Raw genomic sequence first — 14,022 nt, 5'->3', positions numbered from 1 at the left:
GCCCTGTCCCATCAGCCCGAACGGGTGAGGGAGGGGTCCCGCCCAAGGTCGAAGAACCAAGAAAAGCATGTTCAAACGCATCCTGATCGCCAATCGCGGCGAAATCGCCTGCCGGGTCATCAAGACTGCCCGCCGGATGGGAATTGAGACGGTCGCGGTCTATTCCGAGGCCGACCGTGATGCCCTGCATGTCGAGATGGCCGACGAGGCGGTCCTGATCGGGCCGCCGGCCGCGGCCGAGAGTTATCTGGTGATCGAGAGGATCGTGGAGGCCTGTCGCAAGACGGGCGCGCAGGCTGTGCATCCCGGCTACGGCTTCCTGTCCGAGCGCGAGGCATTTCCGCGTGCGCTGGAGGCAGCCGGTATCGTGTTCATTGGCCCGAACCCGGGCGCGATCGCGGCGATGGGCGACAAGATCGAGTCCAAGAAGGCGGCTGCCAAGGCAAAAGTCTCGACCGTGCCCGGCTATCTCGGCGTCATCGAAGACGACAAGCATGCGGTGCGCATTGCCGACGAGATCGGCTATCCCGTGATGATCAAGGCGTCCGCCGGCGGTGGCGGCAAGGGCATGCGCATTGCGCACTCGAAGAGCGAGGTCGCCGAAGGCTTCAATCTGGCGAAAGCCGAAGCCAAGGCCTCGTTCGGCGACGACCGCGTCTTCGTCGAAAAATTTATCGTCGATCCCCGCCACATCGAGATCCAGGTGCTGGGCGACAAGCACGGCAACGTGATCTATCTCGGCGAGCGCGAATGCTCGATCCAGCGTCGCAACCAGAAGGTCATCGAGGAGGCACCGTCGCCGCTGCTCGATGAGACCACACGCCGCAAGATGGGCGAGCAGGCGGTCGCGCTGGCGAAGGCGGTGAATTATGATTCCGCCGGCACGGTCGAATTCGTCGCGGGCCAGGACAAGAGCTTCTATTTCCTCGAGATGAACACCCGCCTCCAGGTCGAGCATCCCGTGACTGAGCTCGTCACCGGCATCGATCTCGTCGAGCAGATGATCCGGGTCGCTGCCGGCGAGAAGCTCGCCATCGCGCAGAAGGACGTCGCGCTGACCGGCTGGGCGGTGGAGTCGCGTCTTTACGCCGAAGATCCTTTCCGCAACTTCCTGCCCTCGATCGGCCGCCTCGTGAAATACCGCCCGCCGGCGGAGCTAAGCAAGGACGGCATCACCGTGCGCAACGACACCGGCGTGCAGGAGGGCGGCGAGATCTCAATTCACTACGATCCGATGATCGCCAAGCTCGTCACCCACGCGCCCTCGCGCGCCGCAGCGATCGAGGCGCAGGCGACTGCGCTCGACGCGTTCTATGTCGACGGCATCCGCCACAACATTCCGTTCCTCTCCGCGCTGATGAACCATCCGCGCTGGCGCGAAGGACGGCTCTCGACCGGCTTCATCGCCGAGGAGTTTCCGAAGGGTTTCTCGGCGCGCGTGCCTGAAGGCGACATAGCGCGGCGGATCGCCGCCGTCGGCGCCGCCATCGATCACGTGCTCGGCGAGCGCAAGCGCCAGATTTCCGGCCAGCTCGGCGGCCGCATCGTGCAGCGCGAGCGCCGCCGCGCCGTCTGGCTCGACCGCGAGGAGATCGCACTCGAGATCGCGCGCGAAGGCGAGGCGATCGCGGTGCGTTTCCTCGATGCCGAGGGCAAGGCGGGCAATGGCCATCTGCTGGAATCGCCGTGGAAGCCGGGCGAGCCAGTCTGGCAGGGCACCATCGACGGCCATTTCATCGCCGTGCAGGTGCGCCCCATTCCGAATGGCGTTCGGCTCGCCCATCAGGGCGTCGAGGTGCCGGTCTATGTCTGGACAGAGACGGAAGCGTCTTCGGCGCGGCTGATGCCGGTGACGACGGCCTCCGACACGGGCAAGAAGCTGCTCTGTCCGATGCCCGGGCTCGTCGTCTCAATCGCAGTCGCCGAAGGGCAGGAGGTCAAGGCCGGAGAGACGCTTGCGGTCGTTGAAGCCATGAAGATGCAGAACGTGCTGCGCGCCGAGCGCGACGGCACGGTGAAGAAGATTCACGCCAGCGCTGGCGCCACCCTCGCGGTGGACGCGCTGATCCTGGAGTTTGCGTGACCGCCAACGCCACGGCGGTAGACCCTCACCCTGAGGAGCGCGCTCTTCGTGCGCCTCTCGAAGGGCGAGGCCAAGAGCCGGGCCTTCATCCTTCGAGACGCGCGTTCCGCGCTCCTCAGGATGAGGAACTGGCAGCGAGGAAACCATGGCCTTCCGCCAACGCCGCGAAAAACTGCGATCGATCCTCACCGGGCAGGGCTGCATCCGTCCCGGCTCGGTCTATGACGCGATCTCGATCCGGCTCGCCGAGGATCTCGGCTTCGAGATGGGCATGTTCGGCGGCTCGGTGGCCTCGCTCGCCGTGCTCGGCGATCCCGACATCGCACTGATCACCCTCACCGAACTTGCCGAGCAGATGCGGCGGATGTCGCGGGCTTCCGCGCTGCCGGTGCTGGTCGATGCCGATCACGGCTATGGCAACGCGCTCAATGTTCGTCGCACGGTGCAAGAGCTCGAGGCCGCCGGCTGCGCCGGCCTCACCATCGAGGACACACTGTTGCCGCAGGCGTTTGGCGAAGCAAAGACACAGCTCATCTCGCTGGAAGAGGGCGTCGGCAAGATGAAGGCGGCGCTCGGTGGCCGCAGCGATCCCTCGCTGGTCATCATGGGCCGCACGGGTGCCGCCGCAGTCACCTCGATCGAGGACACCATCAGGCGCGCGCAGGCCTATGAGGCCACCGGCGTCGATGCCTTGTTCTTCACCGGCATCGAGTCGCGCGCCGAGCTCGAGGCGATCGCAGCCGCCACGCGTCTGCCGATCGTGCTGGGCGGCGCGCCGGACGAACTGAACGCGCTCGACTATCTAGTCGGCCAGCGTGTGCGCGTCGCGCTGCAAGGCCACGCACCGATCGTTGCGGCAGCGCAGGCCGTCCACGCCACGCTGAAGGCGCTACGCGAGGGCACGCCGCCGAAAAACCTCAAAGGCCTCGCATCGTCGGAGCTGACGGGCCGCATCATGCGCGAGGATGATGTGAAAGCGCGCAGTGCCGATTTCCTCGGGTCGAAGAGATGAGCCGGGCCATCCTCCAGGTCATGATCCGCGGCCGCGTGCAAGGCGTCGGCTATCGCGCCTGGGTCGAATACCAGGCGAGCGCGAGCGGACTGGAAGGTTGGGTGCGCAACCGGCGCGACGGCAGCGTGGAGGCGCTGTTTGCGGGAGCGCCGACCCGCGTCGCCGAAATGGTCGCCTTGTGCCGGCATGGTCCGCCGTCCTCGCGCGTCGATAACGTCACCAGCGAAACAGCAGATGAGGACGATTTGAATCTGCGGCGGGCAGGGGAAGCGTTTTCGGTGTTGCCGACGATGTAGGTTCACCGCGGCAGCTTGGCGATGGCGTCGCTGAGCTCATGGATCTCGTAGGGCTTGCGCAGGATCGGGAAATCACCGCGCACGTCGGAGGCCGCGTCGCTGTAGCCGGTCGCGAGCAGGATCGGCAGGCCGGGGCGGAGCTGACGCAGGCGGTGGGCGAGGGTGAGCCCGTCCATCTTGCCGGGCATCACGATGTCGGAGAACACGAAGTCGACGCCGTCGAGTTCAATCTCGCGCAGTGCCTCCTCGGCATCCGAGACGCGACGCACCTGATAGCCGAGCTGCTCCAGAAGCCCGATGCTGACCAGCGCGACGTCCGGATTGTCCTCGACCAAAAGCACGGTGCCGCTGCCGCGCGAGGGCGCGGTGGCGGCTTCGCGTTGTGGTTCGCTCGTCTCGCGCGGCAGGAAAATGGTGAATGTCGTGCCCTTGCCGAGTTCGCTGGTCACCTTCACAGTGCCGCCCGCCTGATGGGCAAAGCCGTGCACCTGGGACAAGCCGAGCCCGGTGCCCTTGCCGACCGGCTTGGTCGTGAAGAACGGCTCGAAGATCTTGTCGAGCACGTCGGAGGGGATGCCGAGGCCGGTGTCGGCAACGCTGATGGCCACGAACTCGCCGGCGTGAAGCGGCTCGGACAGCACCGCATTGCGGGCGCCGATCGTCACGGTGCCGCCGTCAGGCATCGCGTCGCGCGCATTGATCACGAGATTGAGCAATCCGGTCTCGAGTTCGGAGACGTCGGCCTTGATCGGCCAGACGCTCCGATCGATGTCGAAGGCGAGCCGCACGGTGCTGCCGAGACCGGCATGGAGCACCTCGCGGATCGCCTCGATCCGCTCGTCGAAACGGATTGCCTGGGGATTGACGCTCTGCCGCCGGGCGAAGGTCAGGAGCTGGGCAGTTAGGGCGGCGCCGCGCTTGGTGGCCGTGTCGATCGCGGAAATCGCACGCTCGAGCTTGGCGTCGGGCTCGGCGCTCCGCTTGAGAACGTGAAGGCTGCCGCTGATGATCATCAAGAGGTTGTTGAAGTCGTGCGCGACGCCGCCAGTGAGCTGGCCGAGCGCGTCGAACTTCTGGGACTCCGCGAGCTGCTTCTGCATCGCCTCGAGCTTGAGCTGGGCGTTGCGGCGTTCGGTGATGTCGCGGGTGATCTTGGCAAAGCCGATGAGCTCGCCGTTCTCGTAGATCGGATCGATCACGACGCTCGCCCAGAAGAAGGTGCCGTCCTTGCGGACGCGCCAGCCTTCCTCCTCGTAGCGGCCCTGTTCCCGCGCGATTTTGAGCGCACGGGCGGGCTTGCCGCTGGCGCGATCGATTTCGGTATAGAAGCGCGAAAAATGCTGGCCGACGATTTCCTCGGGCGAATAGCCCTTGATGCGCTGGCCGCCGATGTTCCAGCTGGTGATGACGCCGGTGGGATCGAGCATATAAAGGGCGTAGTCCGCAACCCCCTCAACCAACAGCCTGAAACTGCGCTCGCTATCGAACAAGTCTCGCTGTTGTCTGAACTTTTGCGCCATTCTGGACCCCGCCTCGACCGGAACAAACGCCGCGGGCCGGTCATTGTTCCGCGCGCCTGAACCCTTTTTAGGCAAATGTCGGGAACAGTATGCAAGCCAGAGGCCTCAAGGATAACTTGACAGGAAATCGATATCGTCAGATATTTCTGTTATGACAGAAATAACAGGTAAGAAGAAATTGCCTGCCACGGTCGAGCGCTTCATCCTGCACTGGGGCGACATGGGAGACGAGTGGGGCGTCAACCGCTCCGTCAGCCAGATCCATGGGTTGCTCTATCTCGCGGAAGTGCCGATGACGGCGGAGGACATCGCCGAGACGCTCGGCATGGCGCGCTCCAACGTCTCCAACTCGATCAAGGAGCTCCTGGCCTGGAATTTGATCCGCCGTGTGCCGATCCTCGGCGACCGCCGCGATCATTTCGAGGCGGAGACCGACATCTGGGAGGTGGCGGCGCGGATCGCGGCGCGACGCAAGGAGCGGGAGATCGATCCTGCAGTCGCGGCCCTGCGGGCCTGCGTGACGGATGCCGCCGATGATCCCGCGATCAGCCCGGTCGCAGCCAAGCGGCTGAAGGAGATGCTCGCCTTCACCGAGCTCGCCGACCACTGGTTCATGCAGATGCTGAAAGTACCGCGCCCGCGGCTGATCGCGCTGATGAAGCTCGGCGAGAAGATCGCCAATCTGCTGCCGCTGGGTAAAGCCAAATAGCGTAATCCCCGTCACCAACGCAAAGTTCACCGACGAGCTTGCCCGCCGCCTGCATCGGCCTGCGGTGTTTCGCATTCCGGCAAGCCTGCTCCGCCGGATCGGTGGCGGTGTTGCCGACGAGCTCCTGCTCGGTGGCCAGCGTGTGCTGCCGAACAAGGCGCTGAGCCGCGGTTTTGTGTTCCGGCACGAGACGTTGCGCAGTGCATTCGAGGCGATTTTGTGAGGCTTAGGTCGCGGCACTGCGAAAGGTCGCTGCCACCGTACGCAGTGCGGCGAGCTTGGCGGGGTCGCTGACCTTCGAGTGCAGCATCAGCTTTGATGCCGCCAGCTTGGGCAGCTTGTGTGCCGGCCCGATATCGGCCAGCCCAGGCGGCGCGATCCGCCGCGCCAGCGGTGCGACGGCGAGGCCTGCGAGGACCGCGGCAACCACTGCGGTGACGCCACCGCCGACAAAGCGTTCGCGCCAGGCGAGGCCGGCCTTGTCGAGCGCGCGCACGGCGACGGCGCGGACGCCACATGGCGGGGCGAGCGTTGCGAGCGGCAGAGGCTCTCCCTTCGGCACGGTAAAGCCTCTTGACGCAAACCAACCGAACTCGTCCTCGGCAAGCTTCTCGCCGCCGCGCCGGCTACCTTCCTGGCGCACGATCACCGCATCGATCTCGCCTTTGTCGTAGGCATCAAGCATCTCCCGCGAGAAGCCGATGGTGACTGCGAGGGTGAGGTTTGAGGTCATCGCGTGCAGGCGTTCGAGCAGTGGTACGAGCTCGGGTCCTGCGGCATGATCGGAAATGCCGAGCGACAGGGACTGTGGGGCCGATGCCCCGTCCGACAGCGCACGGTCATGCGCCGTCACCAGTGCGCGGGCGCGATCGAGAAAACCTGCGCCGTGGGCCGTCAGCCTGACCGCGCGTGGTGAGCGCTCGACGAGGCGTTTTCCAAGCAGCGTTTCGAGTCGCTGCAGCTTGAGGCTCACAGCGGCCTGCGTTGTCCCGAGCGCCTCAGCCGCGCGCGTAAAGCTCTGGAGGTCGGCGATCAGCAGGAAGGCCTGCACCGTGGCGATGTCGAGTGTGGCTGTCATTATAGAACGTTATCATTGATATCAGTATAAATAAGATACCAAAATGATGGGGCGAGGTCTAGTTTTCCCTGGACGCGCGCGGCAGCCAGCGCGCCTTTCAAGGAGAACCAATCATGCCTCTGATCACCGTGTCGTATTCGACCTCCCGCCAGTCGTCGTCGCTCAAGGCCGACATCGCCAGCACCGTGTCCGAGCTCACCGCAGAGATCCTGCATAAGGATCCCAAGGTCACGGCGATCATCGTGAAATCGGTCGACGCGAGCGACTGGTTCGCCGGCGGCAGGTCGCTCGCCGAGCAGAAGCTTGCCAGCTATTGGATCGATATCCACGTCTCCGAGGGCACCAACACCAAGGACGAGAAGGCCGCCTATCTCGCCGCCATGTTCAGGCGCATGGCCGAGCTTCTCGGACCTCTGCACCACGAGACCTATCTGCATGTCGACGAGGTGAGGGGCGATGCCTACGGCTTCGGCGGCCTCACCCAGGAACGCCGCTATATCGCCGGCAAGCTCGAAGTCGCGCCGGAGCGCGCGGCAGCTTAAGCCGCGGCCTCCGGGAGCAGGGCCTTGGTGGGCCCGAACAGCTCCTCAAAGGCCTGCCGGAGCGCGATGTCGACATCGGCCATCGTCACGAGGTGGCCGAGGTCGACCAGCGAGGTCACGCCGTAGCGGGGATCGGCGACGCCGCAAGGCACGATTCCCGAGAAGTGCGACAGGTCCGGCTCGACATTGATGGCGATGCCGTGGAACGACACCCAGCGCTTCAGCCGCACGCCGATCGCGGCGATCTTGTCCTCATGACCGGGCCCCTTGTCCGGCCGCTTCACCCAGACACCGACCCGGTCCTCGCGCCGCTCGCCGCGGACGTTGAAGGCGTCGAGCGTGCGCAAGATCCATTCCTCCAGGCTCGCGACATAGGCCCGCACGTCCGGCCGGCGGCGCTTGAGGTCAAGCATCACATAGGCGACCCTCTGGCCGGGCCCGTGATAGGTCAGTTGCCCGCCCCGCCCCGTGGCGAAGGTGGGAAAGCGCGGATCGAGCAGGTCGGAGGCCTTGGCGGAGGTGCCGGAGGTATAAAGCGGGGGATGCTCGAGCAGCCAGACGAGTTCCGACGCCTCGCCCGCCGCAATGGCCGTGACGCGCGCCTCCATGGCTGCGACGGCTTCGGGATAAGGCACGGGGGCGTCCGAAATCCGCCACGCCACGGGCGGGCCCGAGAAGGCGGAAAACGGGGTCAAATCGAGGTCTTCGCGGTCGTTTTCGGGCTTATTAACCATTGGCTAACCATAACGTGGTGATCATCGCAGGTGCAAATGCAGAGTCTCCAGTTGCGGCGGTGCTGACGTGCCCACTCTCGATAAAGTCACCGTGGATCTCATGGTCGTCCTCGGGACGACCACCATGCCGATCCATCAGGTATTACGTCTTTCCCGCGGCGCCATCATCGAACTGGACGCAACCGAGGCCGACGAGGTCAAGGTTTTGGCCAATAATCTGCCCGTCGCCAGCGGCGTCGTGCTGGTCGACCGCAACCGGATCGCGGTCGAGGTCAAGCAGATGCTGCCTCGCTCGCCCGGGACACGGTAACGGCGCGGGCAGGGGCGAAACTTTCCTCAGAAGCTTGTGGAATTTGCGGCCTCAGCAGGCTTGTACCCCCCTGATGGATTTGTTAGATCGGCGCCGGTTGATCCGGCCGGCGCGAGCCCAAGCCGGCTTCTTAAAGCGCTCGTGGCGGAACTGGTAGACGCGCTGCCTTGAGGTGGCAGTGGGTAACACCGTGGGGGTTCGAGTCCCTCCGAGCGCACCACATAACTGAAACAGTCAGCCAAAAAATCCCTTTGAAATCAACGCTGATGCCGTCGGTTAAGCCAGCGCGCCTTCCGTTTCGCCAGAATGTGTGATACAAAATGTGGTACATTTTGTGATACAGGCAGGTGGATGGGGCAATGGTCCGACAGCAAAAGCCAGACCGGTTTTTGATCGCCCGCGATGGGGTTTGGTACTACTGGCGGCGAATCCCCAAGAACGTCCTGCACCTCGATGAGCGTGCGCCGTTCATTCGAATCTCCCTCAAGACCGACGACCTAGCCAAGGCGCGCTCGCAACGTGATCTCCTCGAGGAGGCAGACAACACGCTCTGGGGTGGAATGCTCACCCATGGCGGCGCGACTGAACAGGAGCTTGCCGAATACAAGAGGGCGCGGCTGCTCGCAGAGGCCCTAGGGCTGACATACAAGCCCGCTGGTGAGGTTCTGCGCCTGCCCCTCTTGGATATGGTCAGGCGCGTTGAGGCTATGGGCGACAAGCGGACATCGCACGCCGTCGAAGAGGCAGCGCTTGGTGGCGTTGACCAACCAAAGGTCAAGGTGACGAAGGCGTTTGAGATCTTCTGCGATGAGATCCGGGCAGCCGAACTGGCCAGCAAAAGCGAGAAGCAGCGCGCACAGTGGAAAAAGGTCAAGAACGTCGCAGTCAAGGCTTTCGTGGCGGTGGCTGGTGACTTGCCCATGGTGGAGATCACGCGCGACCACGGGCGGCAGTTCTATCAGCACTGGGTGAAGAAGCTTTCGCCAGAGGCGGGCGCCAACAGAAAGTCAGCCTCGCTGGGGAAGCGCCGCATGGGCGATATGCGGATTTTGTACGGCGAATACTTTAAGCACCTTGGCGACATCGATAGGCTGAATCCGTTTGACGGCCTAACCTTCAATGAGAAGTTCAAGCGATCGCGCCCACCGTTCCCGATTGAATGGGTTCAAGATAAGATCCTCCGGCCAGGCGCACTGGCTGGCCTCAACCAAGAGGCCCGCTGCATCATATTCATCCTGATGGAGACCGGTGCCCGCGGGGGCGAGATTTGCAACCTGCATCCAGAAGTCATCAAACTGGACGACAAGGTTCCTCACATCGTAGTTGAGCCGCGGTTGGATGCTGACGATCCGCGCGAGATCAAGACTGTTTCATCCATCCGCAGCATTCCGCTTGTTGGCGTTGCGCTCGAGTCGATGAAGAAATTTCCGAATGGATTCCCAAGCTACAAAGAGAATGAGGGCAACTTTTCAGCCGCGGCCCGAAAGTTCTTCCGCGAGAACGGCCTGTTTCCTACAAAGAAACACGTCATCTATTCCCTGCGCCACACGTTTGAGGACCGGATGAAAGAGGCCAGGGTGGATGACGAGCTCCGCAACATCCTTATGGGGCACACGGTTGACCGGCCTAAGTACGGTTCTGGCGGCTCGCTGAAGCTGTATCAGGAAGAGTTGCTGAAAATCGTCTATCCGTTCGACCCGGAAATAATTTAGGCGGCTCTTAGGCCGCCTTTTTCAGTCTCTGCCTGGCTCGAGCAAGCCCATCTTCTTTTGCCTTGAGGGCGGCAAGTTCAGATTCAAGCCGCTCATATATTGGCAGGTACACAGCCGCTTTCCTGCCAGCCCGATCCATGACGAGCGCCACGCGGTCCAAGCACCACTCCAGCCTAGCGACGGTTATAACGTCGTTGTCGTTGGTTGGGATCATGACCACAATCTCCGCTCGGCACACTCCGAGCGCACCTGCTCAGCCTCGGCATTCTCGCCATAGTCGTAATCGCCACACCGTACGCACTTATGAACCGGTACTGAGCAGCAACAGTCCCTTTTCGCAGGCAGCATTGCATCCGCCGATGCTCTGCCAATCGTGGCGCCCCATCTCGGTGCAGGTGGCTGCGGACGCTTGCCGCTCAAGGCGCGCCAACGTCGCACGCGCCTCGTCAATCTGCTTGGCTAGGTTCACGGGTGCGCCCTCTTGAACTCGCGGTCATATGCTTCGCTGCATCGACGCTGGGCTGCATCCAGCTGCGCTTCCAACTCGCGTAGCGGTGCAGTGATGGCGTCTCGCAGCGCGATCTTGCGCCGATGGTGGGCCGGATATCTGCCGGTGTATTGGCCGTCAAACCGCTTCCGCATAGAGCGAACGTCCAAGAGGGCATGAATGTAACCGTCGCGTGCGCCCAAAAGGCGGGACAGCTCGTTGTCGGACCAGATGGGTATATCTGCTGCTGTGGTGGTCATGCTGCACATTGCTTTGTTGCGGTGGCGGGAACTTGGGCTGCATCAGCCATGATGGCAGAAACACAGGCCTTCATCTTGGCGACCGATACGGCGTTGCCGATCTGCTTGATTTTCTCCGTTTTGGTGCCGGCGAACTCATACGATTGGTCGTCGGATGTGAATCCCATCGCCGCCGCGAGTTCGTGAGGCTCGAGCATTCTGAAAAGAATGTCGTACTCTGGCGTGGCCTCAACCAGGTTGACGCGACCTGCGGCACAGATTGTCGGCGTTGCCGCCACGTGCGACCGAATGATGCGTGCAGGTCGGTGACGCCATCAGGAGGTCGAGATAGCCCTCCGGGACGATTAGGTGCGGCCGAACCGTCGCGATGTCCTGGCAGTAAAACCTCGCCTCGGGATGGTTCTTCTTGTGCGTTTCCAGGGCGATGCCCCAGTGATTCACGCAAACCAACTCCATATCCAGGCCGAGATCCGCAAGCGCGCGCGCTGCGCCAGTGGATGAGCCTCCAGCACCGCAGAGCAAATCCGCAACAAGCATTTTCTTCCGTGCCCCCATTTGCGTTAGCGCGCCCCGTCCTTGCTTTCAGTCGATGTGATGGACGGCCTGATGATTTTCGCGACCCACTCAGGCCGCCCGCGAACATAGGTTGGCTTCAGGTGGGCCTTCACCATCAGCCCGTGCATCACAGCAAGATCGAAGTCGCCCCATTCATGGCCGTTGTGGCGCACAAGGTAGTGGGCGTGTTCGCATATGTCGGCAGTCTCAGCGCGTTCCCATTTCAACGCACTCTCGACCAATGCTTCTGCCTGTACGGCGCGCTTAAACAGTTCGTTGTTTTCGGCGTGGCGCTCCGCGTAATCGGCGCGCAGCTGGGCAATCTCTTGGTGCGGCCAGCATCGCAAGGCAGCGCGGATGTACGTCTGCGCATTGGCGACGGCGGTCCATTCACATTTGCCGTTCTCGTCAACCTCAATGTCATCGAGGAAGTCGGCGGCACACGACAGGTCCGAGGATCCTGCCGGAGTGCGAGCGGCTGTGCGCGTTTGCCAAGCTGCCTTTGTCGCCCGGCAACCACAGTCAGCACAACGCGCGGCCGGCTCCCCTGAAAGCTTGCGCTCGCCAACCCAGCACGCGCCAAGTTGCACGTTGGTGCTCTGGCAAAGTGGGCACGGCAAAAGCTCGTTGCCGCTCGCCCCTTGGGCAAGACGTTCGTTCTGTTCGCTCATGATCCCGCCATCCACTTCCCGAAATTGAAAATGATCCCAGCCGCGGTGATGATCGCGGCGCCAACCGCTCCTGACATCAGGATTCCGGCTATCAGCACGCAGAGGTGGTTGCCCATGTCATCCTTCTCCCGGAGCGGCTAGGCGAGCCTTCGCCGCCTTCAGCCACTCAGGATCCCGCGCCTTGTATGTCCCTGCCGAAACCATCATCTGCCGCCCGATAAAACGTTTGCCGTTCGGGCGGTCGGTGCCGCCCTTGAGCTGTGCCATGTCGGCCATCAGATCCTCGCGCGTGACCCGGTCTTTCTCTCGGCGCAGCTTGCAATCCAGAGCGCGGATGTCGGGGGCGAATGGATGGGTCACTGCAACTTCTCCAATTCATCTGCTATGCGCGCAAAGCGCCGATTCCAGTCGTCGCGCACGACGTATTCGTGGTCATTGCGCCCTAGGATCTGCCCTACGAAGGCAGGCGCTCTACCTACAGGCTTGCTGCGTACCCACTGGCCGATTTCAAACTGCGTGACTGCCAGGCTGGCGTCCACGCACCTCACGCGCATTCCCGGCTCAAGCCTCAAAGCACTCTCCTTCCAATCGCTGCTCAGGCGGCAGCTCGCGGCGCAGCTGCCATAGCGTTAACAGTTCGTCTGCCTCCTGCTGCGCAGTCATGCGCTGCCAGCGACTCACGGTGAGCAGGGCGGTTTCGTGGATTGCGTCTGGGGTCATGCTGTGGGCTCCGCTTGCGCGGAAGCGGGTAAGTAGCCAGTCGCAACAAAATGTTGCAGCAACGGAATCAAGTCGGCCGCCATGGCTTTGGTGAGGTGCATTCGATTGTAGCCAGCACCGAGCCAGATACACGCCTCGGTGGCTAGCGAACTTTCCTGAATGCTGCATTCGTTGCTATATCGGTCGGCAAACCTACCCAGTATAAATCCACGTGATGTTGGCTTTACCTGAATGGTCATGCCGCACCTCCTTTCGCGCGAGCAATGGCGGCGCGGGCAATTTTATGAGCCTTCATGGAAGTTCCGACCTCTTCGGTTATTTCCTTGAGCGCGGCCAATAGATCCGGCGCCGCTGCGATGAGGTTGGCATCTGCATCCGACATGAAGCCAGCGATGCTGAATCCGACGAAGCCGTGTTCAGGGCTGTTGCAACTGTCGCCCGCGTCGATGGAGTGGTAGCCGCCCGTTAGAAGATGCTCTGCGTGCCTTGTGGTGCAGTCTAGCAGCCACGGCCCTTGCGTATGCCCAGCCATCACGCCGCCCTCCGCGCGAAGCGGTATTCGTACGGCGGCTCTTCGGCGTACTCGGCTGTCGCCTCAGCAACAGCACGCATTCCAACACGACCAGAGCGGCGCATATCGTAATGCGTACGCAGGCACAGGGCAGCGTGCGCAGCCTCGTTCGGAGACACCCAGCCGTTGCGTGTACCATCCAGGTCGTAACGCCACGCGCCCACCTTCAGCGCGCGTAGATATTTCGGGCCGAAGGTGTAGGCGCGCAGGAAGTGCTTGATTTCAGATGGCGATAGCCCGGTGTTGGCGCCAATAAGGTCGTATTTGATGCCGATGGCGAGCGGGCACTTCTCTCGACCGGTAGCGGCAATCGCCGGAAACAGCTCGGCCAAGTGCGCGCGCTGCTGGCTATACAATGTCCAGTCAGTTGCGCGATAAATGCGATTGCGTTGGTGGGACAAGGTGGACATCAGTATGCCTCCGCTTCCGCCTTGGTGATGAAGAAGTGGATGCCGGGCGCGCATTCTTTGGCCCACTCGTCGCTGAATGAGTCGGGCGTCACGCGCTCGCCAACGCGATATTTCGTGAAATTATCGTGCGAGCTAATACCAACCTCGGCGCCAATCACCTCGAGCACGTCGGCAAACTCTGCTCGGCACTTGCGGCCGAACGCGTGAGAGCGCTTGGCCTCTTCTGGAATGCGCAATTTGACAATGACGCCGCCTCGGCACTTCTTCCAGCCAATGAGCGATCCTTCTGGCAGGATGCGCGTTTGTGCGATCACCAGATCAGCATTTTTGATGCCTTCCAGGTTCGCGCTGC

21 protein-coding genes, 1 tRNA gene and 1 pseudogene are annotated in these 14,022 nt (G+C 62.7%); 9 read left to right on the top strand and 14 right to left on the bottom strand.

Annotated elements, in window-relative coordinates; translation table 11 throughout:
* Positions 1-67 precede the first annotated feature (67 nt).
* The 3 genes from SO139_RS03565 to SO139_RS03555 all read left to right on the top strand — a co-directional run bounded on the left by SO139_RS03565 (position 68) and on the right by SO139_RS03555 (position 3,391).
* The gene (locus SO139_RS03565) at positions 68-2,083 is read left to right on the top strand and encodes an acetyl-CoA carboxylase biotin carboxylase subunit (RefSeq protein WP_449378085.1); all 2,016 of its coding nucleotides are present in this window, start codon (positions 68-70) and stop codon (positions 2,081-2,083) included.
* Between the two features lie 145 nt (positions 2,084-2,228).
* Positions 2,229-3,095, top strand: coding sequence for an isocitrate lyase/PEP mutase family protein (locus SO139_RS03560; RefSeq protein WP_449378086.1), 867 nt, complete (start codon positions 2,229-2,231; stop codon positions 3,093-3,095).
* Positions 3,092-3,391 carry an acylphosphatase gene (locus SO139_RS03555; RefSeq protein ID WP_449378087.1) on the top strand — a complete coding sequence of 100 codons (300 nt, stop codon included), beginning with the start codon at positions 3,092-3,094 and terminating at the stop codon, positions 3,389-3,391. Before SO139_RS03560 ends, SO139_RS03555 begins: the two co-directional genes overlap by 4 nt.
* Positions 3,392-3,393: 2 nt before the next feature.
* Here SO139_RS03555 and SO139_RS03550 read toward each other — a convergent pair whose 3' ends face one another.
* Positions 3,394-4,911: a PAS domain-containing hybrid sensor histidine kinase/response regulator family protein gene (locus tag SO139_RS03550; RefSeq protein ID WP_449378088.1), complete on the bottom strand. Its 1,518-nt coding sequence runs from the start codon at positions 4,909-4,911 to the stop codon at positions 3,394-3,396.
* 151 nt (positions 4,912-5,062) lie between these two features.
* Here SO139_RS03550 and SO139_RS03545 point away from each other — a divergent pair, with 151 nt between their 5' ends.
* Both SO139_RS03545 and SO139_RS03540 read left to right on the top strand, forming a co-directional pair.
* Positions 5,063-5,620, top strand: coding sequence for a GbsR/MarR family transcriptional regulator (locus tag SO139_RS03545; RefSeq protein WP_449378089.1), 558 nt, complete (start codon positions 5,063-5,065; stop codon positions 5,618-5,620).
* Position 5,621: 1 nt separating this feature from the next.
* A pseudogene (locus SO139_RS03540) lies at positions 5,622-5,843 on the top strand (DUF1731 domain-containing protein); the annotation flags it as partial.
* 3 nt (positions 5,844-5,846) lie between these two features.
* Here the strand turns inward: SO139_RS03540 and SO139_RS03535 are convergent.
* On the bottom strand, positions 5,847-6,698 hold the full coding sequence (locus SO139_RS03535; protein ID WP_449378090.1) for a LysR family transcriptional regulator: 852 nt from the start codon (positions 6,696-6,698) through the stop codon (positions 5,847-5,849).
* A gap of 113 nt (positions 6,699-6,811) precedes the next feature.
* Between SO139_RS03535 and SO139_RS03530 the strand changes: the two genes are divergently transcribed.
* Positions 6,812-7,240 carry a tautomerase family protein gene (locus SO139_RS03530; protein WP_449378091.1) on the top strand — a complete coding sequence of 143 codons (429 nt, stop codon included), beginning with the start codon at positions 6,812-6,814 and terminating at the stop codon, positions 7,238-7,240.
* On the opposite strand, the gene lipB is transcribed toward SO139_RS03530, so the two are convergent.
* Positions 7,237-7,974: a lipoyl(octanoyl) transferase LipB gene (gene lipB / locus SO139_RS03525; RefSeq protein WP_449378092.1), complete on the bottom strand. Its 738-nt coding sequence runs from the start codon at positions 7,972-7,974 to the stop codon at positions 7,237-7,239. The genes SO139_RS03530 and lipB overlap by 4 nt on opposite strands.
* Before the next feature lie 67 nt (positions 7,975-8,041).
* Between lipB and SO139_RS03520 the strand changes: the two genes are divergently transcribed.
* The 3 genes from SO139_RS03520 (at position 8,042) to SO139_RS03510 (ending at position 9,996) form a co-directional block, all read left to right on the top strand.
* Positions 8,042-8,284: a FliM/FliN family flagellar motor switch protein gene (locus SO139_RS03520; protein ID WP_018647371.1), complete on the top strand. Its 243-nt coding sequence runs from the start codon at positions 8,042-8,044 to the stop codon at positions 8,282-8,284.
* Between the two features lie 135 nt (positions 8,285-8,419).
* Positions 8,420-8,504: transfer RNA gene (locus SO139_RS03515), tRNA-Leu, on the top strand.
* 139 nt (positions 8,505-8,643) lie between these two features.
* On the top strand, positions 8,644-9,996 hold the full coding sequence (locus SO139_RS03510) for a DUF6538 domain-containing protein (protein WP_498539687.1): 1,353 nt from the start codon (positions 8,644-8,646) through the stop codon (positions 9,994-9,996).
* Between the two features lie 7 nt (positions 9,997-10,003).
* Here the strand turns inward: SO139_RS03510 and SO139_RS03505 are convergent, their stop codons facing one another.
* The 11 genes from SO139_RS03505 to SO139_RS03455 form a co-directional block, all read right to left on the bottom strand.
* Complete coding sequence (locus tag SO139_RS03505) at positions 10,004-10,210, bottom strand: hypothetical protein (RefSeq protein WP_498539686.1); 207 nt, start codon at positions 10,208-10,210, stop codon at positions 10,004-10,006.
* Positions 10,211-10,739: 529 nt separating this feature from the next.
* The gene (locus SO139_RS03500) at positions 10,740-10,940 is read right to left on the bottom strand and encodes a DNA cytosine methyltransferase (RefSeq protein WP_498539685.1); all 201 of its coding nucleotides are present in this window, start codon (positions 10,938-10,940) and stop codon (positions 10,740-10,742) included.
* 31 nt (positions 10,941-10,971) lie between these two features.
* Positions 10,972-11,280, bottom strand: a complete 309-nt coding sequence (locus SO139_RS03495; RefSeq protein ID WP_498539684.1) for a DNA cytosine methyltransferase — start codon at positions 11,278-11,280, stop codon at positions 10,972-10,974.
* 23 nt (positions 11,281-11,303) lie between these two features.
* Positions 11,304-11,969, bottom strand: a complete 666-nt coding sequence (locus SO139_RS03490; protein ID WP_498539683.1) for a hypothetical protein — start codon at positions 11,967-11,969, stop codon at positions 11,304-11,306.
* Positions 11,970-12,086: 117 nt separating this feature from the next.
* A complete protein-coding gene (locus tag SO139_RS03485; protein WP_498539682.1) occupies positions 12,087-12,329 on the bottom strand; it encodes a hypothetical protein in 243 nt (80 codons plus the stop codon).
* Positions 12,326-12,508 carry a hypothetical protein gene (locus SO139_RS03480; protein WP_498539681.1) on the bottom strand — a complete coding sequence of 61 codons (183 nt, stop codon included), beginning with the start codon at positions 12,506-12,508 and terminating at the stop codon, positions 12,326-12,328. The genes SO139_RS03485 and SO139_RS03480 overlap by 4 nt, the downstream gene beginning before the upstream one ends.
* 22 nt (positions 12,509-12,530) lie before the next feature.
* A complete protein-coding gene (locus SO139_RS03475; protein WP_498539680.1) occupies positions 12,531-12,689 on the bottom strand; it encodes a hypothetical protein in 159 nt (52 codons plus the stop codon).
* Complete coding sequence (locus tag SO139_RS03470) at positions 12,686-12,928, bottom strand: hypothetical protein (RefSeq protein WP_498539679.1); 243 nt, start codon at positions 12,926-12,928, stop codon at positions 12,686-12,688. The genes SO139_RS03475 and SO139_RS03470 overlap by 4 nt, the downstream gene beginning before the upstream one ends.
* Positions 12,925-13,221, bottom strand: a complete 297-nt coding sequence (locus SO139_RS03465; protein WP_498539678.1) for an XkdD/Y8K6 family phage-associated protein — start codon at positions 13,219-13,221, stop codon at positions 12,925-12,927. The genes SO139_RS03470 and SO139_RS03465 overlap by 4 nt, the downstream gene beginning before the upstream one ends.
* Complete coding sequence (locus tag SO139_RS03460; RefSeq protein WP_498539677.1) at positions 13,221-13,670, bottom strand: ProQ/FINO family protein; 450 nt, start codon at positions 13,668-13,670, stop codon at positions 13,221-13,223. The genes SO139_RS03465 and SO139_RS03460 overlap by 1 nt, the downstream gene beginning before the upstream one ends.
* Positions 13,670-14,022: DUF5758 domain-containing protein (locus tag SO139_RS03455; RefSeq protein ID WP_498539676.1), on the bottom strand; the 353-nt coding region annotated here is incomplete at its 5' end. The genes SO139_RS03455 and SO139_RS03460, both read right to left, overlap by 1 nt.

The sequence above is a fragment of the Bradyrhizobium sp. UFLA05-89 genome (assembly GCF_059803475.1).
Note: the sequence above shows the minus strand (reverse complement) of the source record. Positions and strands in the feature narration are given on the sequence as shown.